Annotated in this window: 20 protein-coding genes and 2 riboswitches; of the genes, 15 read left to right on the forward strand and 5 right to left on the reverse strand. The window is 46.3% G+C overall.

Annotated elements, in window-relative coordinates; translation table 11 throughout:
• Nucleotides 1-3 precede the first annotated feature (3 nt).
• The 9 genes from srtB (at nucleotide 4) to WMO65_RS09675 (ending at nucleotide 11,829) form a co-directional block, all read left to right on the forward strand.
• Nucleotides 4-828 carry a class B sortase gene (srtB, locus tag WMO65_RS09635; RefSeq protein ID WP_148392001.1) on the forward strand — a complete coding sequence of 275 codons (825 nt, stop codon included), beginning with the start codon at nucleotides 4-6 and terminating at the stop codon, nucleotides 826-828.
• 32 nt (nucleotides 829-860) lie between these two features.
• Nucleotides 861-1,949 (forward strand): adenosylcobinamide amidohydrolase, encoded by a 1,089-nt coding sequence (locus tag WMO65_RS09640; RefSeq protein ID WP_148392000.1) that lies wholly within the window; start codon nucleotides 861-863, stop codon nucleotides 1,947-1,949.
• A 74-nt stretch (nucleotides 1,950-2,023) separates the two neighbouring features.
• Nucleotides 2,024-2,214: riboswitch (cobalamin riboswitch) on the forward strand.
• 339 nt (nucleotides 2,215-2,553) lie between these two features.
• Entirely contained in the window at nucleotides 2,554-3,105 is a 552-nt protein-coding gene (locus WMO65_RS09645; RefSeq protein ID WP_148391999.1) for a DUF2284 domain-containing protein, read from the forward strand.
• A 266-nt stretch (nucleotides 3,106-3,371) separates the two neighbouring features.
• Nucleotides 3,372-4,400: a LacI family DNA-binding transcriptional regulator gene (locus WMO65_RS09650; RefSeq protein WP_148391998.1), complete on the forward strand. Its 1,029-nt coding sequence runs from the start codon at nucleotides 3,372-3,374 to the stop codon at nucleotides 4,398-4,400.
• Nucleotides 4,401-4,574: 174 nt separating this feature from the next.
• A complete protein-coding gene (locus WMO65_RS09655; protein ID WP_148391997.1) occupies nucleotides 4,575-5,846 on the forward strand; it encodes a uroporphyrinogen decarboxylase family protein in 1,272 nt (423 codons plus the stop codon).
• Between the two features lie 33 nt (nucleotides 5,847-5,879).
• The gene (locus WMO65_RS09660; protein WP_148391996.1) at nucleotides 5,880-7,214 is read left to right on the forward strand and encodes an ABC transporter substrate-binding protein; all 1,335 of its coding nucleotides are present in this window, start codon (nucleotides 5,880-5,882) and stop codon (nucleotides 7,212-7,214) included.
• 21 nt (nucleotides 7,215-7,235) lie between these two features.
• Entirely contained in the window at nucleotides 7,236-8,108 is an 873-nt protein-coding gene (locus WMO65_RS09665) for a carbohydrate ABC transporter permease (RefSeq protein WP_054352961.1), read from the forward strand.
• A 9-nt stretch (nucleotides 8,109-8,117) separates the two neighbouring features.
• Nucleotides 8,118-8,948, forward strand: a complete 831-nt coding sequence (locus WMO65_RS09670) for a carbohydrate ABC transporter permease (RefSeq protein ID WP_158587241.1) — start codon at nucleotides 8,118-8,120, stop codon at nucleotides 8,946-8,948.
• A 31-nt stretch (nucleotides 8,949-8,979) separates the two neighbouring features.
• Nucleotides 8,980-11,829 (forward strand): beta-N-acetylhexosaminidase family protein, encoded by a 2,850-nt coding sequence (locus WMO65_RS09675; RefSeq protein ID WP_148391995.1) that lies wholly within the window; start codon nucleotides 8,980-8,982, stop codon nucleotides 11,827-11,829.
• Between the two features lie 124 nt (nucleotides 11,830-11,953).
• Here the strand turns inward: WMO65_RS09675 and WMO65_RS09680 are convergent, their stop codons facing one another.
• From WMO65_RS09680 to WMO65_RS09700, 5 genes are all read right to left on the reverse strand, one after another.
• Nucleotides 11,954-12,700: an EFR1 family ferrodoxin gene (locus WMO65_RS09680; RefSeq protein ID WP_148391994.1), complete on the reverse strand. Its 747-nt coding sequence runs from the start codon at nucleotides 12,698-12,700 to the stop codon at nucleotides 11,954-11,956.
• 29 nt (nucleotides 12,701-12,729) lie between these two features.
• Nucleotides 12,730-13,074 carry an ArsR/SmtB family transcription factor gene (locus WMO65_RS09685; RefSeq protein ID WP_103731387.1) on the reverse strand — a complete coding sequence of 115 codons (345 nt, stop codon included), beginning with the start codon at nucleotides 13,072-13,074 and terminating at the stop codon, nucleotides 12,730-12,732.
• A gap of 15 nt (nucleotides 13,075-13,089) precedes the next feature.
• Complete coding sequence (locus WMO65_RS09690) at nucleotides 13,090-13,863, reverse strand: nitroreductase family protein (RefSeq protein WP_148391993.1); 774 nt, start codon at nucleotides 13,861-13,863, stop codon at nucleotides 13,090-13,092.
• Between the two features lie 225 nt (nucleotides 13,864-14,088).
• Nucleotides 14,089-15,357: a nickel-dependent putative hexonate epimerase gene (locus tag WMO65_RS09695; RefSeq protein ID WP_103731385.1), complete on the reverse strand. Its 1,269-nt coding sequence runs from the start codon at nucleotides 15,355-15,357 to the stop codon at nucleotides 14,089-14,091.
• A gap of 31 nt (nucleotides 15,358-15,388) precedes the next feature.
• Nucleotides 15,389-16,411 (reverse strand): zinc-binding alcohol dehydrogenase family protein, encoded by a 1,023-nt coding sequence (locus WMO65_RS09700; RefSeq protein WP_033142621.1) that lies wholly within the window; start codon nucleotides 16,409-16,411, stop codon nucleotides 15,389-15,391.
• A 357-nt stretch (nucleotides 16,412-16,768) separates the two neighbouring features.
• On the opposite strand from WMO65_RS09700, the gene WMO65_RS09705 reads away from it, so the two are divergent.
• From WMO65_RS09705 to metK, 6 genes are all read left to right on the forward strand, one after another.
• Nucleotides 16,769-17,464 carry a GntR family transcriptional regulator gene (locus WMO65_RS09705; protein ID WP_033142622.1) on the forward strand — a complete coding sequence of 232 codons (696 nt, stop codon included), beginning with the start codon at nucleotides 16,769-16,771 and terminating at the stop codon, nucleotides 17,462-17,464.
• Nucleotides 17,465-17,672: 208 nt separating this feature from the next.
• The gene (locus tag WMO65_RS09710; RefSeq protein ID WP_103730931.1) at nucleotides 17,673-19,070 is read left to right on the forward strand and encodes a GntP family permease; all 1,398 of its coding nucleotides are present in this window, start codon (nucleotides 17,673-17,675) and stop codon (nucleotides 19,068-19,070) included.
• A 244-nt stretch (nucleotides 19,071-19,314) separates the two neighbouring features.
• On the forward strand, nucleotides 19,315-20,010 hold the full coding sequence (locus tag WMO65_RS09715; RefSeq protein ID WP_033142623.1) for a FadR/GntR family transcriptional regulator: 696 nt from the start codon (nucleotides 19,315-19,317) through the stop codon (nucleotides 20,008-20,010).
• Between the two features lie 264 nt (nucleotides 20,011-20,274).
• Nucleotides 20,275-21,996, forward strand: a complete 1,722-nt coding sequence (gene ilvD, locus WMO65_RS09720; protein ID WP_054352972.1) for a dihydroxy-acid dehydratase — start codon at nucleotides 20,275-20,277, stop codon at nucleotides 21,994-21,996.
• Between the two features lie 5 nt (nucleotides 21,997-22,001).
• Complete coding sequence (locus WMO65_RS09725) at nucleotides 22,002-22,772, forward strand: SDR family NAD(P)-dependent oxidoreductase (protein ID WP_033142625.1); 771 nt, start codon at nucleotides 22,002-22,004, stop codon at nucleotides 22,770-22,772.
• A gap of 70 nt (nucleotides 22,773-22,842) precedes the next feature.
• Nucleotides 22,843-22,943, forward strand: a riboswitch (SAM riboswitch).
• Nucleotides 22,944-23,086: 143 nt separating this feature from the next.
• A complete protein-coding gene (gene metK / locus WMO65_RS09730) occupies nucleotides 23,087-24,274 on the forward strand; it encodes a methionine adenosyltransferase (protein ID WP_033142626.1) in 1,188 nt (395 codons plus the stop codon).
• The last annotated feature ends 49 nt before the right edge of the window (nucleotides 24,275-24,323 follow it).

Genomic DNA, 24,323 nt, shown 5'->3' on the forward strand with positions numbered 1-24,323 from the left:
AGTATGACAGAAGAGAAAAGGACGGAAGAGAAAGAAGCGGAAGACATAAAGTCTGCGGATAAAAAGAAAAAAAATAGGATTCTGAATATTGTGATACTGTGTGCGGTATGCATCATCGCCTATGGAGTCTTCAATATGATATCCCTGCAGAAGCAGTATAAACGGGCCGGGGAGGAATATGCCCGGGTGCAGAAGACTGCCGGTATGGATCAGGCAGAGGATGTTCCGGCTGATCCGAAGAAGGATGACGGGGATGCGGATGTTCCGGATGTGCAGGTGGATCTGAAGGCTCTTCAGAAGGAGAATCCGGACACGGTGGCCTGGCTCTATTACCCGGCTCTTGGTATTAACTATCCGGTCATGCAGGATGAGGATAATACATATTATATCAAGCATACATTTTCCGGGGATAAGAACGCGGTGGGAAGTATTTTTCTGGATGCGTACGGAAATAAGGATTTTTCAGATGCAAATACCTTCATCTTCGGCCACAACATGAGGGATGGCTCCATGTTCGGCAGTATGAAGAACATACGGGATGAGGGGACCGTCAAAGAGAACCCGTATTTCTGGATCTATACAGCGGATGGCTGGAGCAGATACCGGATATTCTCCTATCATGATGCCAACGCCACAAAAAAAGATATGGCATTCCAGATCAAGTTTGAAAACGAGCAGGCGCATCAGCAGTTTCTGCAGACCATACTGGACGCTTCAGAAGAGAAGCTGGGTGTGGAAGTGACGATCAAGGATAAAGTGGTGACCCTGGCCACCTGTACCAGTGACGCATCCGTAAGGCTTGTCATTCACGGGGTACGGAAGGATTAAAAAGTATAAGGACGGCGAAAAGGAAAAGATATATGATGCAGGATAAAAGGTTTCTGCCCGGCAAAGGGGATAAACTCTATAGAGATGAAAAATATATTGCCGCGGTTTTCGGAGGAAAAAGGAAGGTTCTGAGCACCTCGCCCCAGAACGGGGGATTGAGGACAGACTTAAAAGCTGTATATAATTATGACGGCGGACAGGAGGGAGAAAAGGAGATACGGCTTGAGGGAGGGACCTATGAAAGTCATATGCGTTATGTCTCTGACAGCATCATAGGTTTGTCAGCGGACTCGTCATCAGGTATTATGACAGCCGCCTCTATGAAAAATGCCTCTTATGTCAGGACACAGTACAGGGATATTGCCGTCAGTGTGATCGCAACAGGCGGTATTGAAGTCAACGGCGGGCGTGCAGGGGACCGGGCATCCTGGTACGAGAAGGACGGGGCCTGGGTGGACCTGGACGGGGAATGCAGGCATACACTGGGAACAATCAATCTTATGATCTTCCTGAATGCGGACCTGACAGACGGAGCCATTGCCAAGGCCCTGATAACCTGTACAGAGGCAAAAACAGCCGCGATTCAGGAGCTGTGCATAGCCAGCAGATATTCCCACGGGCTCGCCACGGGTTCCGGTACAGACGGCACGATCATTGTGGCTGACATGGAGTCTGATTTTAAGATCACGGAGACGGGCGCACACAGCAAAATAGGAGAAATGATAGGATGTGCGGTGAAAGAGGCTGTGATGGAATCCCTGTTTCTGCAGACCGGCGCAGGTGCCAGGATGCAGCACAATGTCTTCCGAAGGCTGGAGAGATTCTGCATAACGGCAGATGCGGCAGCCTCCCGTGCTGTGGAGACGGGCGTCATAGAGCCGTCAGAACAGGCGGATTTTAAGCGGCAGGCAGAAGAGTGGGCCGGCTGCGGAGATGCAGTTTCATGGGCCGCTCTTGAAGCGCATCTGCTGGATGAGAGGGAGTGGGGGATGCTGAAGGAAAGGGAAGTGCTGGATGCGGAGAGGAAGCTTCTGTGTGCATTCGGGATGGACAGTCCCCGTATGGGAGAGGATGCTGTTCTCATGGATCATATTATTTTTGCGATTAAAGAAAGAATATGAGCCGGAAGAATTGACAGATACCGGCCATTGTGCTAAAGTAATCATGTGTATAAATTCCATATCAGCTTGCCAAGTGCATCAGGATTTAGTTTTGCCCTCTTTTAGAAAATCCTGGTGAAAAGGGAATCAGGTGTAAGTCCTGGACGATCCGGTCACTGTGAGCGGGGAGCGAAGCGCATAAGTCCATTGTATAAGAGATTATATGAGAAGGAGCGCCGAACGAAGATCCGTGAGTCAGGAAACCTGCTTGGATGAGTAAAAGGTTGAGACTTCCGAAGAAAGTTTTCCATCCATTATGTTATTTGATATGGAATGCCTGCTTAGAACGTGAACGAAACGGGAACCTGTGTGAGGAATTTATGCATCCATGAAAAGCAGGAGGAGCCCAAGAGACGATTTTGCTTCTATATGTTTTATCCTCCGCACCCCAAATGTATAGATTGGTCTGACATCATCCGCTCATGGGCCTCCTGCAGGTAAAGGAAATAGTGTTAGAAGCTGCTGCGGGATAACTGCCTGTCAGCAGCTTTATTTATGACAGGGACAGCCGGCAGAGCGTCCGTGCGAGACAGACCGGAGGGATTCAGAAGGGAGAATCAGTAATATGCGTGAAGAAGATTTGATTGCAGTCGCTGAGGATGCGGGGTTTGCGAAAGCCGCCGTAATGAACACGGAAGATTTAGAATTTGAACATGAGTTCCGCAAGTTCTGCGAACAGAACGACTGTGGAAATTATGGCAATAACTATGGATGTCCACCCTACTGCGGAACCCCCGAAGAGATGGAGAACAGAGTTATGCAGTACCGCCAGGCGGTAGTTTTCCAGTCCAGAACACCTGTTAACAACATCTTTGATGATGCGGAGACAAAACAAATCAAGAAGATACACACCCGGATGACACTGCGCACAGTAGAAGAACTCAAGAGAAGAGGACTGGATGAGGACGGCATGTTCGTCATGTGCGGACCCTGCAACCTGTGCGACGCATGTAATATGCCGGAAGGAAAACCATGCGTGCAGGAGCAGAATCGTTTTTCCTGTCTGTCTGCGTATTGTATAGATGCGGCGAAGATGGCGAAACACTGCAATATGAATATGCAGTGGAATGGGGATGTGGTTTCGTTTTTTAGTATGTATCTTTTTGATAAAAAATAAGAAATAACGGATTGCAGAGAAGGTCAGATACGGAGCAGTCCGGACTGATAATTATATGAATATTAGATGGTACTTCGTAAATGGAGTACCATTTTTTTAATGTGTTTTGTATCATATCTGCTGATTGAGACAGAGCATTCCCCAAAATTAGTAAATATTCACGAAATTTAATGACAAATTTCGCATATTATAGACAATTGCCAAAAGCGATTGTATAGATTATAATACAATTATTAAACGTGCACGGACACGGTGTAGGAGAAACCATGAAAGTTACAATCCGAGAAGTCGCAGAAGCAGCGAATGTATCAAGAGGGACAGTGGACCGGGCCTTAAATCACAGGCCGGGTGTAAATCCGCAGGTAGCGGAAAGAATCATAAAAATAGCAGATGAGCTGGGGTATAAGCCCGATATGGCAGCCAGAACACTGGCAAATAAAAAGTATACCAAGACAATAGGAGTAATCCTTTGTTCGGAAGGCAATCCCTTTTTTAATGATGTTATCAATGGTGTCAACAACGCACTGGAGGAAATGGGGCACTTTGGAATACAGAATATTGTCAGAAAGATTAAAGGGTTTGACGCAGACCTTTTACTAAAAGAAATAGATGGACTTCTGGCAGAAAAAATATCCGGTCTTGTAATAACTCCGGTTAATTCCCAAAATGTGGCGCAGAAGATTCAGGATTTGGAAGACGCAAATATACCGGTAGTGACTATAAATACAGACATATCCAGTGTAAAACATCTTGCGTATGTGGGGTGCGATTATATAACCAGCGGATGTGTGGCAGGTGAACTGCTGGGTATGATGAGCAATGGATTCGAGGAACATGTCGCCCTGATCATCGGTTCCAGTATGGTCATGGCACAGGAGCAGCGTCTCAGGGGAATAAAGAAAACCCTGAAAAGAGATTACAGTAATATAACAGTGGAAGCAGTTATTGAGAATGACGACGATGACCAGAAATCATATGAACAGGTGAAAGCGCTGCTGAAAGAGAAGCCTGAACTGACTACGATCTGTTTTGCATCAGCAGGTGTGGAGGGTGGTATAAAGGCCGTCCGTGAGTCGGACTGCGGAAGAAAGCTCCGTATAGTAACGTATGACCTTACGGATATTGTGCGGGAAAATTTGAAATCCGGTGTTGTCTCAGCCACCATTTGTCAGGAGCCCTTCAGGCAGGGATTTCTGGGAGTTGAAATTTTAGGGCGTTATCTTTTATATGGCACAAAACCAAAGGAATCTACAATAAAGACGCATATATTTATAGCAACAAAATATAACTTATGAAAATTTCTCTTTATCCGATCAAGGGTAAAGAGAAAAAATTTAACCTTTATCGTGCACGGACACGAAAGAAAAGATTAGTTTTAAGCGTATGCTTTTACTAATAAATTTCAAAGGGTTTTATGAAACTCGAGATAGTAAAATTCTTTGATGAACTACATTGGAGGAGGAAGAAAAATGGCAACCAGCAGAGAAAGGCTGAATCAGACACTGAATCATATTGAGCCGGAAGAAGTGGTCGTAGATATGGGGTCGACACCAATTACCGGAATCAATGCAAATGCTCTTGACCGGTTAAGGAGGGCACTGGGCCTGGAGGAAAAAAGAGTAAAGATCAACGAACCTCTTCAGTTATTGGGGGAAGTGGAAGAGGATGTTCGTCAGAAACTGCATCTTGACTGTGTGGAAGTATCCACAGGCATGAACATGTTCGGATTTTCCAATTCGGGCCGTAAGCCCTGGGTATTGCAGTCCGGTCTTGCAGTTGATGTTCCCTTGAATTTTAATACCACAGTAGATGAGACAGGTCGTACATATCTGTATCCCCAGGGGGATTTAAGCGTACCGCCATCCGGTATGATGCCAAAAGGGGGATTTTTCTTTGACAACATTACCAGAGGAAATATCGAGTTTGATGAAGACACAGACAGTGCGCGGGAGGATTTTAAGAATGACTTTGCTGTCATTACAGATGAACAACTGGATGAACTGAAACGGCAGTGTGACTATTACTATAACAATACAGATTACGGAATTGTTTACAGCGGTGCCATAGCCTCAATAGGTGATTTTGCAACGGTTCCCGGACCGAATGTGAAATATCCGAAAGGAATCAGGAACCTGTCAGATTTTATGATGGCTCATCATGTATGTCCGGACTATTTCCATGAGATTTTTGAGATGCAGGTGGAGACGGGATTAAAAAATGCAGAATTGATCCGCCAGGCCTGCGGTGACAAGATCCAGGTGATTTACATATCAGGGACAGACTTTGGAACTCAGAACGGGCCGTTTATGTCATTGGATTCCTTTAGAGAGTTTTACAAACCGTATTATAAAAGGATCAATGACTGGGTGCACAAAAATACAAATTGGAAAACATTTTATCATACATGCGGCGCAGTCATGACATTTTTACAGGACTTTTACGAAGCGGGGATGGATATTCTGAATCCTGTCCAGCTCTCAGCCAAAGGAATGGATGGCAAGATCCTGAAGGAAGAGTGGGGCGATAAATTTGTTTTCTGGGGTGGGGGTATTGATACCCAGCATACGCTGCCTTTCGGAACACCGGATGAAGTATATCAGGAGGTAAGAGAACGCCTGGAACTATTTTCAAAGGGCGGCGGATTTATATTTAACACAACGCACAATATACAAAGTCCTACAAGTGCAGAGAATATGCTGGCAATGTTTCAGGCAGTTGAAGATTTCAAGAATACGAAATAGGTCTCGTTTTGGAGAGGAAAGTGGGGAAAAACTATGAAAAAAATGGCGATGTTTTTGGGAACGGCAATGCTGATGACTACAATTTTAACCGGATGCGGCGGCACAAGCGAAGAGACAGATAATGGGGGGAAGGAAAATCAGGCGGATACAGGTACAGGGGGAGATACAGAGACAGTAACAGATACGAATTCAGATGATATTGTCATATGGGCATTCGCAGAACCACATGCGGAATATTTCAGATGGGTGACAGAGGAATATAAGAAGGAACATCCGGATGTTAATTTTACCATTGAGATCATGACAACAGATGCGCTTTCTGAGCGTTTGGCAGTGATCAATGCATCCGGGGGAGAAGGAGCCCCCGATTTGGTAGATCAGGAACAGGGTTTTTTCTCACGCTTTATGTCCGAGGAGCAGATGTGCTATTATCCTCTTGACGAATTTATGGAGCGGGACGATGTAACGGATAAGATGGTCAAGAACCGCTTGGACCTGTATGCTTATGATGGACATTATTACGGCCTGGAGCATGCTCTGTGTCTGGCATACAGAAAAGATTTATTTGAGGAATATAATATTGAAATTCCAACCACATGGGAGGAATATAAAGCTGCAGCAGAGGAATTTGCAAAACATGATATTTATATTTCGGCAACAAAGGATATGTCAATGGGCGGCGAACTTGACGAGATTGTTTTACTTCTGCGCGCTGCCGGTCTGGACTATGTGGACGAAAACGGCAAACTGAATATTACAGATGAATTTAAAAACATTGTCATGGATTATGTCCAAATGCAGCAAAACGGAATGATGTATGCCTGGGAGACACAGGACGAGGCATGGCCGGTGGTAGCGGAAGATAAAGTGGCAACCTATTTTACCGCTGACTGGGCAGCAGGGTGGCTCAGGGATAATGTTCCGGAACAGAGTGGAAAATGGCAGATGGCACCATTGCCGAAGCTTACAGATACAGCTTCTGTGGTATCCGTCAGGGGAGGTACAGGCCTTTGTATGACAAAGTATACGGACAAAGATAAAGAGGAGCTTTGGGACTTCATGAAGTTTGCACAGCTGGATAAAGATAACTGTGTAAAGAAATACGAAATGATCGCATTATATCCACCGGTTTACGATGCCATGCCTGAATGTAACAGTCCGGTAGAGTATTATGACAATCAAAATCTTGGAGAACTCTATGAAAGCCTTGCGGACGAGATACCTGTACAGTATCAGGCAGACTGGAGAAATGCCTTTACGGAATCCTTTAATTCCAATGCCTACGATCTGGTAGAGGGAAATATAAGTATTGATGAGCTGACAGATATATTGACAGAGGCGGTGAATGAATATAACGAATCAAAATAACATACAGGAGGACATGTAAATATGAAGAGAAATAAACGAAAAATTATGCCGTATCTTTTCATATCACCGTTTTTTATCCTGTATGCGATCTTTGGATTATATCCTGCAGTTTCAGGTCTGATATTGTCTTTGCAGACAAAAGCCGGACAGTTTACATTTTCCAATTATCAGACAGTGTTTATGGACTCCAGGTTCTGGAAGTCTGTAACGAATGCTGCCATTTATATGCTGGGGAGTATATTTATTATACTTCCCGTTGCATTAATTGCCGCGCTGATGCTGAACAGTAAATTTATGGGTAAGAAAAGCGGCTTTGTTTCAACCGCATTTTTCATTCCAAATGTAACATCTGTTATTGTAGTAGGCATTGTATTTAAATTGATCCTTAGAACTAATAACGGGTTGATCAATACAGCTTTACAGGATATGGGTATCATAGAAAGGGCGGTTAAATTTTTAAGTGATCCGGTGTGGGCGATTCCTTCCGTGCTTTTGATCGGATGTTGGAGATATTTTGGTATTAACAGTCTGTATTTTCTGAGCGGTTTACAGGGGATACCCACGGAACTTGGGGAGGCGGCCAGAATCGATGGTGCGGGCAAGTGGAAAGAGTTCTGGTATATTACACTGCCTTTGCTGAAGCCTATTATGACATATATCGTATTTATTGCGATTACGGGTTCTTTTGCCATGTTTGGCGAAGTCATCACCCTGGTTCAAAACGGTTCATCTGTGGGTTCAAGGGATTCCATGCTGTATCCCGTTATATACCTGTACAATATGATGTTTAAAAATAATCAGGTAAACCGCGCGGCTACGATGGGATATATGATAGCAGTTATCCTTCTGGTAATCACAACTATACAGAGATATCTGTTTCGTGAGAAAGACTGAGGTATGCGGATGAAGAAAAAAAGAGTGATTGCAAGTATCCTTTTCCATATAGTATTGTTGGTGGCTGTGCTGTTTATCCTGTACCCCTTCGTATTTATGATATCAGGAGCACTTAAGACGGATCTGGAGATGAACAGGCATATATTACGGCTGATTCCGAGGGAGATAACCCTTGATAATTTTAAAACCCTATTTGAGACTATCCCGTTCTGGAAGCAGTTTATGAACAGCTTTTGTGTGGCTGCGGCTGCTGCGGTTCTTGCTATGCTGGTTGACGGGCTGGTGGCATATGGATTCACAAGATTTGAATTTAGAGGAAAAGGTATTCTTATGAGCCTGATACTGGCAACGATGCTGATACCTCCGCAGGTGCTGATGGTTCCCCAGTTTCAGATGTATAAAACCATGGGGCTGTTCGGATCGTATGTACCCCTGATCATACCGGCACTGATAAACGCATTTGGAATATTTCTGCTGTGTCAGATCATGGGACAGATTCCAAAAGATTTATATGAGAGCGCAATGATTGATGGGTATGGTGAGTTTAAGATATTCATGAAGATAGCAATACCCTTAAGTAAGGCAGGAATTGGCATACAGGGTGTTCTTACATTTATGAATACATGGAATGATTTTATGACGCCTTTGATCTATCTGAATGCGGAGGAAAAGTATACACTGCCTATTGGCCTCATGCGTCTTCAGAGTTTTTATAAGATATCTTACGGGGCACCTCTTGCAGGGGCGTTACTGTCATGTATTCCGGTCATCATTATACTGGCTGTAGTGGGGCAAAAATATTTTGTGAAGGGACTGATGGCAGGGGCCGTCAAGGGTTAAGTAAGCAGAAGGGATAAGTGTGTAGGTAGATATGAAAAGCTATATAGTGACAGAAAAGGGAATGGACCTGCTGACAGGTCTGGCAGCAAAGGAATTAAGGCGTTATCTTTATGTGTTGGGTTTGGAGCTGCCGCTGATAGTGAATAAAATGCCGGATAGCGGGAATGCGATAATTGCCGCATGTAAAGGAAGCCGCTTATTAGAATCATATGGACATGTTCTGGACTATACAGATCTTGGTGAAGAAGGATATATTTTGTATGGTTCAGGTACCGGAAAGGATCCGGTCATACTTACCGGAAATACGGAGATTTCTGTACTTTACGCAGCGTATCATTTTTTGGAGCTGCTGGGAATCAGATTTTATCTTCATGGGGATACCATACCGGAAGAGGATTGTGCTGTTGACATATGGAATAGGAAGATAAATATCAGAGAAATACCAATTTTTAAGGAGAGAGGAATCCATCCGTTTCATGACTTTCCGGAGGGACCGGATTGGTGGAATAAGGATGATTATTATGCGATTCTGACACAACTGCCGAAGATGCGGGCTAATTTTTTTGCACTGCATACCTATCCTGAAAACAGGGAAGCACCAAAGGCAATGACCGCAGAACCACTGGTCTGGATCGGAAAGAAAGAAGACTGTAATGAAGATGGCACGGTAAAGTACAGTTATCCGGTCCAGCATTTTAAGACCAATGGAAACAGCTGGGGATATCATCCTATGAAGACAAAGGATTACCCTTGCGGGATGGGGAATATATTTGAGAAAGACTGTTATGGCCCAGATTATATGCAGGGGTATGAAGACGAAATATACAGTCATGAAATACACGAAGCAGATGTTCCGGCCGAGAAGTATAATCGGATGTTTAACGCTTATGGTAAAGTTTTGGCAGAGACCTTTTCTTATGCTAAAAAGATGGCCGTTAAGACATGTATAGGAACAGAAGCTCCCCTGACAATACCGGAAGCAGTAAGAAAACGTCTGGGTATTACAGAAGAGCCGGATAAAGAAATGATTCAAAGCCTTTATGAAGGTATTTTTGAAAGAATCAAAAGGACCCATTCCCTTGATTATTATTGGATGTGGACACCGGAAGACTGGACATGGCTTGGAAATACAAAGGAAGATACAGAAAAAACCATAAGGGACTTTTCCTGTGCCTTGGAGGCAAAAGAGAAGGTGGATGCCCCCTTTGAGCTGGCTGTCTGTGGCTGGACATTGGGTCCACAGGAGGACCGCGCGGCATTTGACAAGTATCTGCCGGAGAATATGCCATTTTCATGTATTAACAGAAATGTAGGCTTTGATCCGATTGAGCCTAAATTTCAGGATTTGAAAAAAGACAGGCCATCCTGGGCAATACCCTGGCTGGAGGATGACCCTGCCATGATTTCTCCCCAGTTATGGGTGGGCAGGATGCGCAGGGATGCCTTCGACGCCAAACGATACGGTTGTGACGGACTTCTTGGGATTCACTGGAGAACAAGCAGTATTGCGCCAAATATTAAAGCACTGATGGAAGCCGCCTGGGAGCAGCCCTGGGATGAGTCAGTGTCTGAAAAAATATGTCTGGAAGGATATGTGGGAGCGGATTCTTATACAGAGGAATACCCTGAGTGCAAGGGCGTTTTGAACACAGCCAGAAAGGGGTGTTCAGGGTATGTTTTAAAACTTCCGCCGGGAAATTATACAGTATGTATGGTATTCCAGAAGTGTGATGCAAAACTGGATATTAAGATCAAAAACCTGATTTTACGTGATAGAATGATCAGTGAGGAAAATAATGAAATTTGTGTCCCTGATATAGAGGTGGAACAGGATACGGTCCTTTCCATTGATTTTATGGTAAAAGAAGGATGCCCGGCAATTTCCGCTGTCACAATTGAGGGAGCGACCAAAAATAACCAGCTTGCGGGCAATGATTTCTCCAGGAAAATAAACTGCGGAGGCACAAGTTGGCAGGACTATGAAGCCGATTTGGAACTGTATAAAAAAAATGGACGCTGTGCTCCGACCGGCGACTTTTACCGAAATTTTTCTGTAGCTGAATTTGGTAAAGGAGCGGGGGAAAAAGCAGCAGATATTTTTGCAGAACAGGATGGAAATATGCCCAGGCCAAGCAGATGGGAAGATGGACCGGGGAATATATACTGCAATGAGATTCCCTGGGACGATATGAAGAAGCAGTATGACTTTGTGGATGAATTCGAGAAGCTGGGAACTTTGATACACAGTGCAGGTGAAAAATCACGTTATGATTATTGGAACCATACATTTCAGGCAATGAAGCGGACTGCTGAGATCGGATGTCTGTGGGGAAGCTTTGAAATACACTGTAAAGCAGACAGCCATGAAAGTGCATTGGCAGATTATAAAGAACTGCTCAGAGCGGTGGAAGAGCTGGAATATCATCTGCTGATGGCTGTAGAATCCAATGGAGACATGGGGGTTATAACGAATATACAGCAGAGAGCGGTTACGCCTATACTGAGACAATGCAAAGATAAACTGACAAAGTGGTATTCTGATCTGCCGGAGTTGAAGGGGAATGTGGTAGACAAGGCATTAAGACTTGTTGTTCCTACGGCCAGAACTTCCCTGCAGAGAGGAGAGGATTTAAGGCTGAAGGTAATTGTCATAGGCGGCAGTGAAATATCGCCGGTTTTGGATATAAGATATATAGGATGTTCGGAATACAGGAGGTATAAGTTTGCAAAGTGTGAAAGGTGGGTGTACTCCCTGACAGTCCCGGCGGCAGAACTGGCGGAAGATTTTGAGTATCATATTTCACTGGAGGAAAATGGCAGGCGGCTGGTATACCCCTGCAGTTCTAAACATCAGGACCAGACAGTAGTTATAGCAGATTGATCTGCCCATTTCTGGAATTACTATATATAGAAATACAGACAGGATATTTTCTGCAGAGATCAGCGGAAATATCCTGTCTATGTTTTTACGGATCAGCGGAGAAACAATCGCCCCCGCATTACTCCTATTTCGGACAAATATACCGCGGCAGCCCCATACTATGCCTCCCATACTCAATTGCCTCTTTCGGACAGCGGCAGATACATGCCATACAATGCGTACAATCTTCCCCCCACACCGGTTTCCCGTTATCCATATGGATATTCCCCAGCGGACATATATCCGCACATTTTCCGCAGGAGATACAGGAGTCCGCTGCGTAAAACTTCTTTGCATGGACAAACACCGGATAAAAGATATCGTTGACAATGCTGCTGTTTATTTTATCTTTTACGGTAAGGTGACTCTGCGGGAACTTTTTTCCGCCCTTTATCAGGCGTGCGGCATTGTCTATATGGTCTTCCGCAAGGCGGATGGTTTCCAGCGCGTCTTCTCTGCCGGGAGTGGAGAACATGGCTATATAATTCTCCGGCATGAGAAGGGGAAAGCATCCTGAAAAATTCATGTTTTTAGAACTGCATAGTTTCTTTAGATACTTTTCCGCATTTCCGATACTGCCGCCGCAGGTCATGAGAAAATAAATCTCCCTGCTGCCGGACAGCGCAGTCTTTTCCAGCCATGCATGCAGAATGCGGGGGATTCTCCATGCATAGGTGGGTGAGACGATAACCCACGGCCTGTCAGAGCGCATGGCTGAAAAGTCATGGTTTCTGATCCTTTCAAACAGATTCGTAACTTCATCTCCGATTTCTTTACCAATCCGCTTTGCAGCATATTCACTGTTGCCTGTTCCTGAAAAATATAAGATCATGGGACTGTCCTCCAAAATATAAAAAATTGTTATGACCGTGAGCTGATGTGCCGGATACTTCCATAGATAAGGTTAACTAAATCAGCGATTTCCTTCCACTGCGTCTCCTCTGCACTCAAATAATAATAGTTTTTTGTTCCTTCTTTCCGCATTGCGACGATACCGGATTCTTTGAGGATCTGAAGGTGATGGGATACAGAAGGTCTTGTCAGATGCGTCTTTTGCGCAATCTCTCCTACCCGAATACCTGACAGGTCGCTCTCCAGCAGAACAAGCAGGATGAGCTGCCTTGTATCATCTCCAATGGCAGAAAAGGCATTTCTGTTCTTTTGGAATCCGTCTACTATTTTTTTCAGTCTTTCTTCACATTCCATATTGCACTCCATTTTCTATAGATATCTTACATCTAAGGGTTCGCGCTGTGCCGGGCGGAGGTATTTTACATCCGGATATCCTAATACCAAAGTCATGGCAGCATGCTTTCCCCGTGGTATTTTCAAAGCCTTCCTGATTTTGAAAGAACGGTTGGCCGCTGTTGTAAAAAAGCCGCTGTATAAAACGCCAAGTCCGTTTGCCTCTGCAGCGAATTCCATATTCTGGGCCGCCAGAATACCGTTTGTTTTATTTTTCGCCAGAATGACAATAACGGCGGGGGCACGGAAAAAGAAAAAGTGTTTATCAATCTTATTACGCCTTGCCATGGGGCTGAATAGGTCAGCAGCAGGTTTTATTTTTTGAAAGAGGCTGACTGCCATCTGTTCTATGTTGTCTTTTTCTTTATCGAGGACAACAAAGGATACGTCCTGCATATTCTTTGCTGTATGGGTGAGTCTTCCGGCTTCCAGAATCTGGTCCATGATCTCTTTTGGTATCTTTTTATCCCGGAATTGCCGGATACTTCTTCGGAAACGGATCGTATCCAGAACTGCCGGGGGGTCTAAACGCACTTCAGGGTTCCTGTAAGTGTCCTCATGTTCATAACCGCTTATGGAAGCGGCCTCTTTGGGACAGACAGCGGTGCACTGCCCGCACATAAGGCAGTCATCCAGTACGATTTTGGCCTTTTTATTCTTCAGCTCTATGTTATGTGCCGGGCATGTCTTCACACATAACCCACAGCCAACGCATTTGTCTGTATCTATTCTTACCTGATGTTTTTTCACGGCTGAAATCCTTTCGTTTAAGTATGTTAACCATTATACAGAACAAAAATGCCGGATACAACATTGGTAAAGAAATCGGTTACCATAAAAATGATCCCCGGCCGCTGTTCATTTCGTGCCCGGCAGCACGCTTTGTAATGCACAGCAACGGGGTATTTCTGCGTATATTTACAGAAATACCCCGTTGTTTATAAAAAATGCAAAGATTCAATTTATATTTTACAGTCAGTCCACTTTCCAAAGCCCCAATGCAGGTGTCTTCACAAAATAAATCTCTTCCCCGTTCTCCAGTGTGTTCCACCCGTCGTGCAAAGTCTCCGGATCGTACAGGGATGCGGCTTTTTCATAATCCATCCACTGATAGCCCACACTCTCAATCTCTTCTTTTGAAAGATTTTCCGGTCTGGTACAGTATGTAATCCGGAATCTTCCGTCAGAGGAGCCCTGGATCAGATGGGCGGCAGCCATGATCCTGTTCTCAAAAGCACCTTCATTGAACAGTTTCAGCACATAGTCCCGGCCCTTGTAGCCGTATGTCCTGGTCATATGATCCATCTCTTCGTTTTCGCCGAAGGCCTTGACGCCGGGAGCCAGAATGATCAGGTCCCCTCCGTCGGCGACTGCCATTCTTGTGCGGTAGATGCCTTTGTTTCCCACCCATGTGGTTTTCAGTTCATAGGGGTCCAGATAGGTGACAAGTTTTTTTGCCCTGCGCTCCACATGGCAGATGTTCAGTTTTTCGGAGAGCTGGACCGCAAGCTCAAATGGTTTTCTGGAAGGCCCTGTGTAAAGTCCGTTCAGGCAGATTTCCTCATCCTTTAAGGTGGTGACAGTCTGAATATACACCAGGGGGAGTTTTCCGTCCAGGAAATGCTGCTGGGCATAGTCGAAGACTTTCCTTGCGGGGGAGTCCGCAACACCCAGGGCCTTCTCCATACCGCAAATGGCGCTGAGCATGTGGGATTTGTTGATCATCTGGCGTCCGCCCACACCTACGAAGATGTTCTTGCTGTAATTGGCCATGCCCACAACCTCGTGGGGAACCACCTGTCCGATGGAGAGGATCAGGTCATATCCTCCGTGGATGAGCTTTTCATTGACCTCCACTTCAATGTCCGTGGAATACAGCCCTCCGGAAATTTCCTCGATGACTTCCTTAGGCACTTTTCCGATGGAAACGGTGTCTGTCTGCCAGTGGTGTACTAAAAATGCTTCCTCAGGCACGACATGGCCGAACATCTTTTCCTTCTCCTCTGCGTCCATTGCCATGTGGGTGCCCAGGGCGGGCATCACATGTACGGTGGCGGTGGGGGACAGCTTCTTATAGAGAATCTGTGTCAGTTCCCCGGCATAGGAGTAGCAGCGGGTGAAATCCGGCGGTATGATAAGCACCTTTTTTAGGTCCGGGTACTGGGCCAGCAGTTCATCCATGCATTTCTCCACTTCAGCGGGAGTGATACCGGAAGTTTCATTTGTCAGGTATATCTCGTTCATAGATTCCTCCTGTTTCTGTCAATGGATTGATTTAGTCTTCAAACTTCAGGACAAGCTTCAGTACATCCTGGGGATGTTCCGTGATCATGGTCAGAGCTTCCATTATATCTTTGTAATTGTAGGATTTTGTCATGAGCTGTTCCGGATGGAGGGTGCCGTCCTCAAAACCGGCGATCACTTCGTCGAAACAGTTGTTGTTCAGACGTGAGCCTGCAATGGTCAGTTCCTTTTTGGTGATGTCAGCCATAGTGATCTGGGATGGAACATTCTTCAGTCCGAGAACTACAATACGTCCGGCCGGGCAGGCAAGCTGTACACTCTGCTCAAAGGAGGAGGGGATGCATACAGTGTCTACGATCACCGGGATTCCTTCTCCGTCTGTGAATTTCAGGAGACGTTCCTCCAGGTTCTCCTCAGATACCAGAACCACTTCGTCTGCACCCATGGAAAGGGCCTTGTCAAGGCGTTCTTTTACCAGGTCTGTCATGATGACTTCAGCGCCGTTTCTTTTAGCAACCTGCATAGCAGCAATACCGATAGGGCCGGAACCCATGATCAGCACCTTGTCGCCCTTTGTGATCTGGCCTCTTCTGTTGATCTCCACACCGATGGTGAAAGGCTCGACCAGTCCCAGGAAGGATTCATCAAAATCCTTGTGGAATTTGTGGATGTTGGCTTCCGGAGCGCATACGAACTCAGCAAAGCCGCCGTCCCTGTGAACGCCCATGACTTCCAGGGTAGAGCATACATTATGACGTCCGATTCTGCAGGCATAGCAGTGGCCGCAGCTTATAACCGGGTCAACGGCAACCTTGTCGCCTGCCTTTACGGATGTTACATTTTTACCTGTCTCTGTTACGATTCCACCGAACTCATGGCCGATCAGACGCGGATAAGTTGCCAGTGAATTGGTTCCGTTATATATACCGATGTCAGACCCGCAGATACCACCGGAGGTGATGCGCACGATCACATCATCATCATTTTTGATCTCCGGCTTGGGGACGTCGACGATTTCAACTTTGAATGGTTCGATTACTTTAATGGCTTTCATGTGATTAGAACACTCCTTTTTATTTGAAAAATAAACGTTGATATAGAACACGTTCTGTATATTGCAGCGCAACTGATATATTAATTCTCGGCTGTTGTTCTCAAGAATATGAAGAAAACAAGCCGAAATGGAATGGATGAATGCAATAAATTGATATATCAGTTATCCTGAAACTACTATAACAAATGCAGAAGCAAAGTACAATATGAAAAAGTGCCAACATATAAATGAGATTTATGTATAGAATTCACAAAACGTATGACGTCTCTTGTCTTATGATGCTGCTTGAGTTGACGCGGTGTCCAGGGTATGTTACGCTTCAGTAAAAGAGAGAATATACAGGACAGAGGACAGATTATGACCATTAAAATATCAGAGAAGAGAGAAAAGGAAAATAACCGGGAATATGCCTACAGGCTGCTGAGAAGCAACATCATGACGCTGCAGCTCATGCCGGGGGCCACATTAAATGAAGGGGAGCTGACTGAGCTGCTGGGCATCAGCAGGACGCCCATACATGAGGCGATCATTATGCTGAAGGAGGAATCCCTTGTGGATGTTTTTCCGCAGAGCGGTTCCAGGGTTTCCATGATTCATATAGATATATTGAAGGAAGGGTATTTTGTCAGATCCGTGATTGAACCGGAGATCATCCGCCAGATTGCAGGCAATATAAAGGAAGAGGGAATGAAAATCCTGAAGGACAACCTGGACAGGCAGAAGGCAGCGCTGGAAGATGAGGAGAAGATAGACCCCTTCTTCAAGCTTGACGATGAATTTCATCATCTGATCTATACCATGGCGGGAAAGCAGAAGACCTGGTATGCCATGAAAAAGGTCAGTTCTCATTACGACAGGGTCAGGTATCTGGATGCGATCATGAACAAGACTGACCTTACAGCCATTCATCAGGAGCACAGGGATATCTATCATATGCTGCTTCTGGGACTCTCCGTGGACTTTGATCTGAAGATTTTTTATGACAGGCATTTGGGTACCTACCGGAGACATTTCCAGGAAATACTTGAAAAGTACCCAGAGTATTTCTGCTAGCAGCGCGTTAAAGTGAAATGCGATATAAAAAGTGCACAAAAAGTTTATGGAAAATTTATAATAAACTTACATAATTTATATTTACCCTTGACGTGTGACGTCTGATTTGTTATAGTCGAACTATGGAATGGATGAGAGGTCATACGTGTTATTACTTGCTGAAGAAGTGACAGGGATAACAGGAAAAGGGAAAAGGAGGAAAACGTATATGTTTTCAGGAGAAATGGTAACAGGGCCATTGCTGATAGGTATTTTTATTCTTGCAATTGTAGTATTATTGTTGTTGATCATTAAATTTAAGCTGAACGCTTTTGTTGCGCTGTTGATCACCGCATTTGGCACAGGTGTGCTGGTGAATATGCCGCTGGCTGATGTGGCGCAGACCGTTACAGACGGATTCGGCGGTACTCTGGGCGGTATCGGTATGGTAACAGGTCTTGGTGTAATGCTGGGTAAGTTCATGTTCGAGTCCGGCGGTATTGAGTCAATTTCCAATAAGATATTAGGTGCATTCGGTGAGAAAAAATCACCTATCGCCGTAGCACTTTCAGGATTTATCACAGGTATTCCGGTATTCGGCGATGTTGTTTACATCATGTTTGCCCCAATGCTCCGTGTGCTTTCCAAAAAAACAAAGATCTCCATGGTAACATTTGCCTGTGCGATCTCTGTTGCAACAACATGTACTTTCGCATTAGTGCTTCCTACAGCGCCGCCGCTGGCTGTTGCTGAGGAGCTGAATATTGAAATCGGTATTTTCTTCTTCTATGCATTGATCTCCGCATTTGTGGGAATGATCGTGGGCGGTATCTTCTATGGTTCTATCCTGAACAAGCAGGACCACAAGAACAACCACTTCTATACATTTGAGGATCTGGATGAAGAAGAAGCAGAAATGTCCAAGAGCGGAAAAGGAAAAGAGCGCGCGAAAATGGGCGCAGGCAAGGCACTGTCCATCCTTCTTGTTCCCATCGTACTGATTCTGCTGGGAAGTTTTATCCCTCTTGCAGTGGGAAAAGATTCCGCGATCGTTCCGTTTGTGACATTTATCGGAAATAAAAACTTTGCCATGATGGCAGGTGTTATCTACGCTGCAGTCATTTCAAGAAAATACATCACTAAGACAGCCACAGACATTATGACAGAGGCTGCCGACCAGGTTGGTCTGATTCTGTTGATCACAGGTGCAGGCGGAGCTTTCGGTAAGGTTCTGCAGGCTACAGGTATCGCTGATTATGTTGCAGGTTCCCTGTCACAGTTCAGCATTCCGATTCTGGTACTGTGTTTCCTGATCGCACAGATCATCCGCTGTGCACAGGGCTCCACAACCGTAGCGCTTATGACAACAGCAGCGATCATGTCCAGCACAATTGCATCCGGCGGTGTATCCCCGATTCTGTGTGCAATTGCTATCTGTGCAGGCGGTATCGGCCTTTCACTGCCGAACGACTCCGGATTCTGGGCAATCAGCCGGTTCTTTAAGATTTCTGTTACGGATACTATCCGTGGATGGAGTATCGGCGGTTTTGTTGCCGGCGTGGCAATTCTCATATTTGTATCCATACTTTCTCTGTTCCAGGGCTTCCTGCCGGGACTTATGATGTAAGTGTGAGAGCATAAGGTTAAAGCTGCCGTCCGGGGGATGCGTTTCTCCGGACGGCATTTTTTATGCTGTGCCTGGTAGACTTTCTTTAAACGAACATGCTATAATATGTAAACAAATGCTGAAAAATGCAGAAAACCTTCGACAAAAAGTACCCCTGACAGGGTTCCGTCTGTGATACACGTACAGCAAAACAGTGGTTATGAGGGTGCAGGATCATTATAAACAGGTAAAGAGGTAATTATATATGTTAGAATCGTTGAATGAAAGTAAAAAATTACTGCCTGAGAGAGTGGCAGAGCAGATTATCAGCCTGATAGCGGACAGGGCGCTGAAGGCGGGGGATAAGCTGCCGAATGAATTTGATATGGCACAGCAGTTATCCGTGGGAAGAGGTACCATAAGGGAGGCAGTGAAGATCCTTGTCTCCAGAAACATCCTGGAGATCCGCCGGGGCTGCGGGACTTTTGTCTGTGAAAATCCCGGAGTGGTGGATGACCCGCTGGGATTTGCCTTTGTGGATGATAAGAAAAGGCTTGGCCTTGATCTTTGTGAAGTCCGCATGATCATTGAGCCGGAAATCGCAGCGCTTGCCGCAGAGCGGGCCATGCCGGAGGAAATAGAAGAGCTGCAGCGGATCGAGGATGAGGTGAAAGAACTCTGCGACAAAGAGGAGCCTCATATGCACAAGGACATTGAGTTCCACGAAATGCTGGCAAAGATGAGCAAGAATATGATCATGCCGAATATCATTCCTGTCATCCAGTCAGGTATTTCCCTTTTTATAAATATCACGGACTATTCCCTGACAAAGGAAACCGTGCGCACCCACCAGATGATCGTGGATGCCATCAGAGAACGCAATCCCAAGGCTGCTAAGGATGCCATGATAGAGCATCTGGCAAGCAATCAGGATAAGATAGAGAGACTTTCCGGGCTGTAACAGGCCCGGATTTTTTATTGCACACAGCGCAGAAGGAAAAAGCCCCGGGTGCCGTGCATGAAAGCGGCCTCTTGTTTTGTGAAATATGCATAAATTTCGGAGGGTAAAAATAAGCAAAAGGGATAAAATAAGTGAGCCTCTTGACCCCGGGGAAAAGAAGTGTTACTATACAAACAGATACGACGTATGATGTCTTCAAAAAAACCAATCCATTCCAAATCAAGCAGCGATTCATCAGATTCACTTAGTCAAAGGAGAACGATTATGAAGTTAAGAAGCCAGGAATTAAGAAAAATTGCACCGGAATTAGACCCGCTCCGTCTGGGAACAGGATGGAAGCTGGAGGATTTGTCAAAACCCCAGATTATGATTGAGAGTACCTTTGGTGACAGCCATCCGGGCAGCGGACACCTGCTGGAGCTTGTGGAGGAGGCCAGGGCAGGAATCGCTGAGGCGGGCGGACACGGCGCCAGATATTTTACCACGGACATCTGTGACGGCGAGGCCCAGGGCCACGATGGAATCAACTATTCCCTGGCATCCAGAGATATGATCGCCAATATGATCGAGATCCATGCCAACGCCACACCTTTTGACGGCGGCGTGTTCGTTGCAAGCTGTGACAAGGGAATGCCGGCGCACCTGATGGGCGTGGGAAGAGTGAACATTCCTTCCATTATTGTGACAGGCGGTGTTATGGACGCAGGTCCTGACCTTCTGACACTAGAACAGATTGGTAAGTATAATGCCATGTGCGAGCGCGGGGAGATCACGCAGGAGAAGCTGACCTTCTACAAGCAGAACGCATGTCCCTCCTGCGGTGCCTGCTCCTTCATGGGAACCGCATCCACCATGCAGATCATGGCAGAGGCACTTGGCCTGATGCTGCCGGGAAGTGCGCTTATGCCCGCTACTAGCAAGGACCTGCGTGTAGTGGCAAGGGAAGCGGGAAAACAGTCAGTATGGCTGGCAGAGCATGATCTGACACCGGACAAGATCGTGACCATGAAGTCCTTTGAGAATGCCATCATGGTGCACGCTGCAATCTCCGGCTCCACAAACTCCCTGCTCCACCTTCCGGCTATTGCAAGGGAATTCGGCATTGAGATCGACGGCGATACCTTTGACAGACTCCACAGAGGCGCACATTATCTGCTGAACATCCGTCCCGCAGGAGAGTGGCCGGCACAGTTCTTCTACTATGCAGGCGGCGTTCCGACCATTATGGAAGAAATCAAGGATATGCTGCATCTGGATGTGATGACAGTCACCGGTAAGACATTGGGCGAGAACCTGGAGGAACTGAAAAAGAACGGCTTCTATGATAAATGCGACAGCTACCTGGAAAAAGTGGGTCTGAAAAGGGAAGATGTGATTCGTCCTTTTGACAAACCTTTTGGAACAGACGGCAGTATTGCCATTCTCTACGGCAACCTGGCACCGGAAGGGGCTGTGGTAAAGCATACCGTAGTTCCGAAAGAAATGTTCGAGGCTACCCTGAAAGCACGTCCTTTTGACTGTGAGGAGGATGCCATCCACGCGGTGCTGACTCATGAGATCAAACCCGGTGACGCGGTGATCATCCGTTACGAGGGACCGAAAGGAAGCGGTATGCCGGAGATGTTCTATACCACAGAGGCCATTGCGTCTGACGCGGAGCTGGGCGCTTCCATTGCCCTTCTCACAGACGGAAGATTTTCAGGAGCATCCAAGGGTCCTGCAATCGGACATATCTCTCCGGAAGCGGCAGAGGGCGGTCCCATCGCTCTGGTTGAGGAGGGCGATCTGATCGAGGTGAATATTCCGGGCCGCGTGCTCCGCATAGTGGGAATCGCAGGTGAGAAGAAGACACAGGAAGAGATTGAGGCTGTTTTAAAGGAACGCAGAAGCAAATGGCAGCCAAAACCTGTAAAATATGAAAAGGGTGTCTTGAAAATCTTCTCAGAAAGGGCCGTCTCTCCTATGAAGGGCGGATACATGGAGTAAAGCAGATGCACGCACAGGATTTATTTGATATCAGCGGAAAAAAAGCCATTGTGACCGGCGGGACAAGAGGACTGGGTTACGGAATGGCGGAAGGCTATATGGAAGCAGGCTGTGAGGTAGCGATCGTGGGTACCTCTGACAGTGTGTTCCGGGTGGCTGAGGAATTTAAGAGCCGTGGATTTAAATGCCACGGAGTCAAGGGAAATCTGGGGGACAGGGAGGATATATACCGTGTTTTCCGGGAGTGCCTGGACAGTCTGGGCGGTGATGTGGATATTCTTCTCACTGCCCACGGAATCCAGAGACGCCACAGTGCGGAAGAGTTTCCGTTGGAGGAGTGGGATGAGGTCATCCGCGTGAACCTGACCAGCATTTTTATCCTCTGCCAGGAGGCAGCCAGGGTGATGCTGAAAAAGGGTTACGGCAAGATCATCAACATTGCCTCTATGAATTCCTTTTTCGGCGGCCAGACCATACCTGCATACGCGGCATCCAAGGGTGGTGTGGCACAGCTTACCAAGGAACTCACCAATGACTGGCTGGCAAGAGGAATCAATGTGAATGCCATTGCGCCGGGGTATATGGCGACGGAGATGAACAAGGCGCTTATGGATCCGGAAAATCCAAGATTTGCGTCTATTTCTGAGAGAATCCCGGCACACCGCTGGGGAACCGGGGATGATATGAAGGGCGCGGCTATTTTCCTGGCCTCCCATGCAAGTGATTACGTGAGTGGTGCGGTGATCCCGGTCGACGGCGGGTATCTGGTGAAATAAATCCATTACCCATTGACAAACCATAGAAAAAGCGTTATCGTATATAAGACAAGTGAATAGGTTATAATTTCTCTTATTCAGAGTGATGGAGATACATAGGATCTGTGAAGTCACGGCAACCCCTTGCAAAAGGAAGGTGCCAACCTGAGCGAAATAGTCGAACAATAAGAGGATTCATTTATGTAAGATATGGGTCCGCTTAAGCGGACCCTTTTTATTGCATACGGCGAGCAAGAGGAACATAACCGCAGGCGGCCGCGCTTCGGCGCAGGAATCAGCCGCAGGATAAATCAATCTTAAAAAAGGAGAACAACATGGAAAAAAGATTATTTACATCCGAATCAGTAACTGAAGGCCATCCGGATAAAATGTGCGATGCCATTTCTGACGCCATTCTGGATGCATTGATGGAAAAAGACCCCATGAGCCGTGTGGCCTGCGAGACCTGCACCACAACGGGTGTGGTTATGGTAATGGGCGAGATCACAACGAATGCCTATGTAGATATTCCGAAGATCGTAAGGGAGACCGTACGTGAGATTGGCTATACGAGAGCCAAATACGGCTTTGACGCGGATACCTGCGGTGTGATTACCACGATTGATGAGCAGTCAAAGGATATCGCCATGGGTGTGGACAAGGCTCTGGAGGCAAAGGAAAACAGCATGTCTGAGGAAGAGATCGACGCCATCGGCGCCGGTGATCAGGGTATGATGTACGGCTATGCCACAGATGAGACAGAGGAGTTCATGCCTTATCCCATCTCCCTGGCACATAAATTGTCACGCCAGCTGACAAAGGTTAGAAAGGATGGCACACTGACTTATTTGAGACCGGACGGCAAGACACAGGTGACGGTTGAGTACGATGAGAATGACCGCCCGATCCGCCTGGATGCAGTGGTACTCTCCACACAGCATGACCCGGATGTCACACAGGAGCAGATTCACGAGGATATTAAGAAATACGTGTTTGACCCCATCCTTCCGGCAGACATGGTGGACGCAGAGACAAAATTTTTCATCAACCCCACAGGACGTTTTGTTATCGGCGGACCTCACGGGGACAGCGGCCTGACAGGACGTAAGATCATTGTGGATACTTACGGCGGATACGCCCGTCACGGCGGCGGTGCTTTTTCCGGTAAAGACTGTACAAAGGTGGACCGCTCCGCAGCATATGCCGCCCGTTATGTGGCAAAGAATATGGTGGCAGCAGGTCTTGCAAGAAAATGTGAGATTCAGCTTTCCTATGCCATCGGCGTTGCGCATCCCACATCCATCCAGGTGGAAACATTCGGCACAGGTAAACTTTCAGACCAGAAGCTGACGGAGATCGTACGTGAAAACTTTGACTTAAGGCCGGCCGGAATCATTAAAATGCTGGATTTGAGACGTCCAATCTACAAACAGACCGCAGCTTACGGACATTTCGGAAGAAATGATCTGGATCTGCCCTGGGAGAGACTGGACAAGGCTGAAGACTTAAAGAAATATTTATAAGAAATTAAAAGGTTCCGCATTCTCTGCTTGAAGGAATGCGGAACCTTTT

Source organism: Blautia caccae, from assembly GCF_040095955.1.
GTDB classification, from domain to species: Bacteria; Bacillota; Clostridia; order Lachnospirales; family Lachnospiraceae; genus Blautia; species Blautia celeris.

What these genes read in the sequence shown, in the direction of transcription:
- srtB (WP_148392001.1), top strand. Translation starts at nt 4, where the DNA reads ATGACAGAAGAGAAAAGGACGGAAGAGAAAGAAGCGGAAGACATAAAG.
- WMO65_RS09640 (WP_148392000.1), top strand. Translation starts at nt 861, where the DNA reads ATGATGCAGGATAAAAGGTTTCTGCCCGGCAAAGGGGATAAACTCTAT.
- WMO65_RS09645 (WP_148391999.1), top strand. Translation starts at nt 2,554, where the DNA reads ATGCGTGAAGAAGATTTGATTGCAGTCGCTGAGGATGCGGGGTTTGCG.
- WMO65_RS09650 (WP_148391998.1), top strand. Translation starts at nt 3,372, where the DNA reads ATGAAAGTTACAATCCGAGAAGTCGCAGAAGCAGCGAATGTATCAAGA.
- WMO65_RS09655 (WP_148391997.1), top strand. Translation starts at nt 4,575, where the DNA reads ATGGCAACCAGCAGAGAAAGGCTGAATCAGACACTGAATCATATTGAG.
- WMO65_RS09660 (WP_148391996.1), top strand. Translation starts at nt 5,880, where the DNA reads ATGAAAAAAATGGCGATGTTTTTGGGAACGGCAATGCTGATGACTACA.
- WMO65_RS09665 (WP_054352961.1), top strand. Translation starts at nt 7,236, where the DNA reads ATGAAGAGAAATAAACGAAAAATTATGCCGTATCTTTTCATATCACCG.
- WMO65_RS09670 (WP_158587241.1), top strand. Translation starts at nt 8,118, where the DNA reads ATGAAGAAAAAAAGAGTGATTGCAAGTATCCTTTTCCATATAGTATTG.
- WMO65_RS09675 (WP_148391995.1), top strand. Translation starts at nt 8,980, where the DNA reads ATGAAAAGCTATATAGTGACAGAAAAGGGAATGGACCTGCTGACAGGT.
- WMO65_RS09680 (WP_148391994.1), bottom strand. Translation starts at nt 12,700, where the DNA reads ATGATCTTATATTTTTCAGGAACAGGCAACAGTGAATATGCTGCAAAG.
- WMO65_RS09685 (WP_103731387.1), bottom strand. Translation starts at nt 13,074, where the DNA reads ATGGAATGTGAAGAAAGACTGAAAAAAATAGTAGACGGATTCCAAAAG.
- WMO65_RS09695 (WP_103731385.1), bottom strand. Translation starts at nt 15,357, where the DNA reads ATGAACGAGATATACCTGACAAATGAAACTTCCGGTATCACTCCCGCT.
- WMO65_RS09700 (WP_033142621.1), bottom strand. Translation starts at nt 16,411, where the DNA reads ATGAAAGCCATTAAAGTAATCGAACCATTCAAAGTTGAAATCGTCGAC.
- WMO65_RS09705 (WP_033142622.1), top strand. Translation starts at nt 16,769, where the DNA reads ATGACCATTAAAATATCAGAGAAGAGAGAAAAGGAAAATAACCGGGAA.
- WMO65_RS09710 (WP_103730931.1), top strand. Translation starts at nt 17,673, where the DNA reads ATGTTTTCAGGAGAAATGGTAACAGGGCCATTGCTGATAGGTATTTTT.
- WMO65_RS09715 (WP_033142623.1), top strand. Translation starts at nt 19,315, where the DNA reads ATGTTAGAATCGTTGAATGAAAGTAAAAAATTACTGCCTGAGAGAGTG.
- ilvD (WP_054352972.1), top strand. Translation starts at nt 20,275, where the DNA reads ATGAAGTTAAGAAGCCAGGAATTAAGAAAAATTGCACCGGAATTAGAC.
- WMO65_RS09725 (WP_033142625.1), top strand. Translation starts at nt 22,002, where the DNA reads ATGCACGCACAGGATTTATTTGATATCAGCGGAAAAAAAGCCATTGTG.
- metK (WP_033142626.1), top strand. Translation starts at nt 23,087, where the DNA reads ATGGAAAAAAGATTATTTACATCCGAATCAGTAACTGAAGGCCATCCG.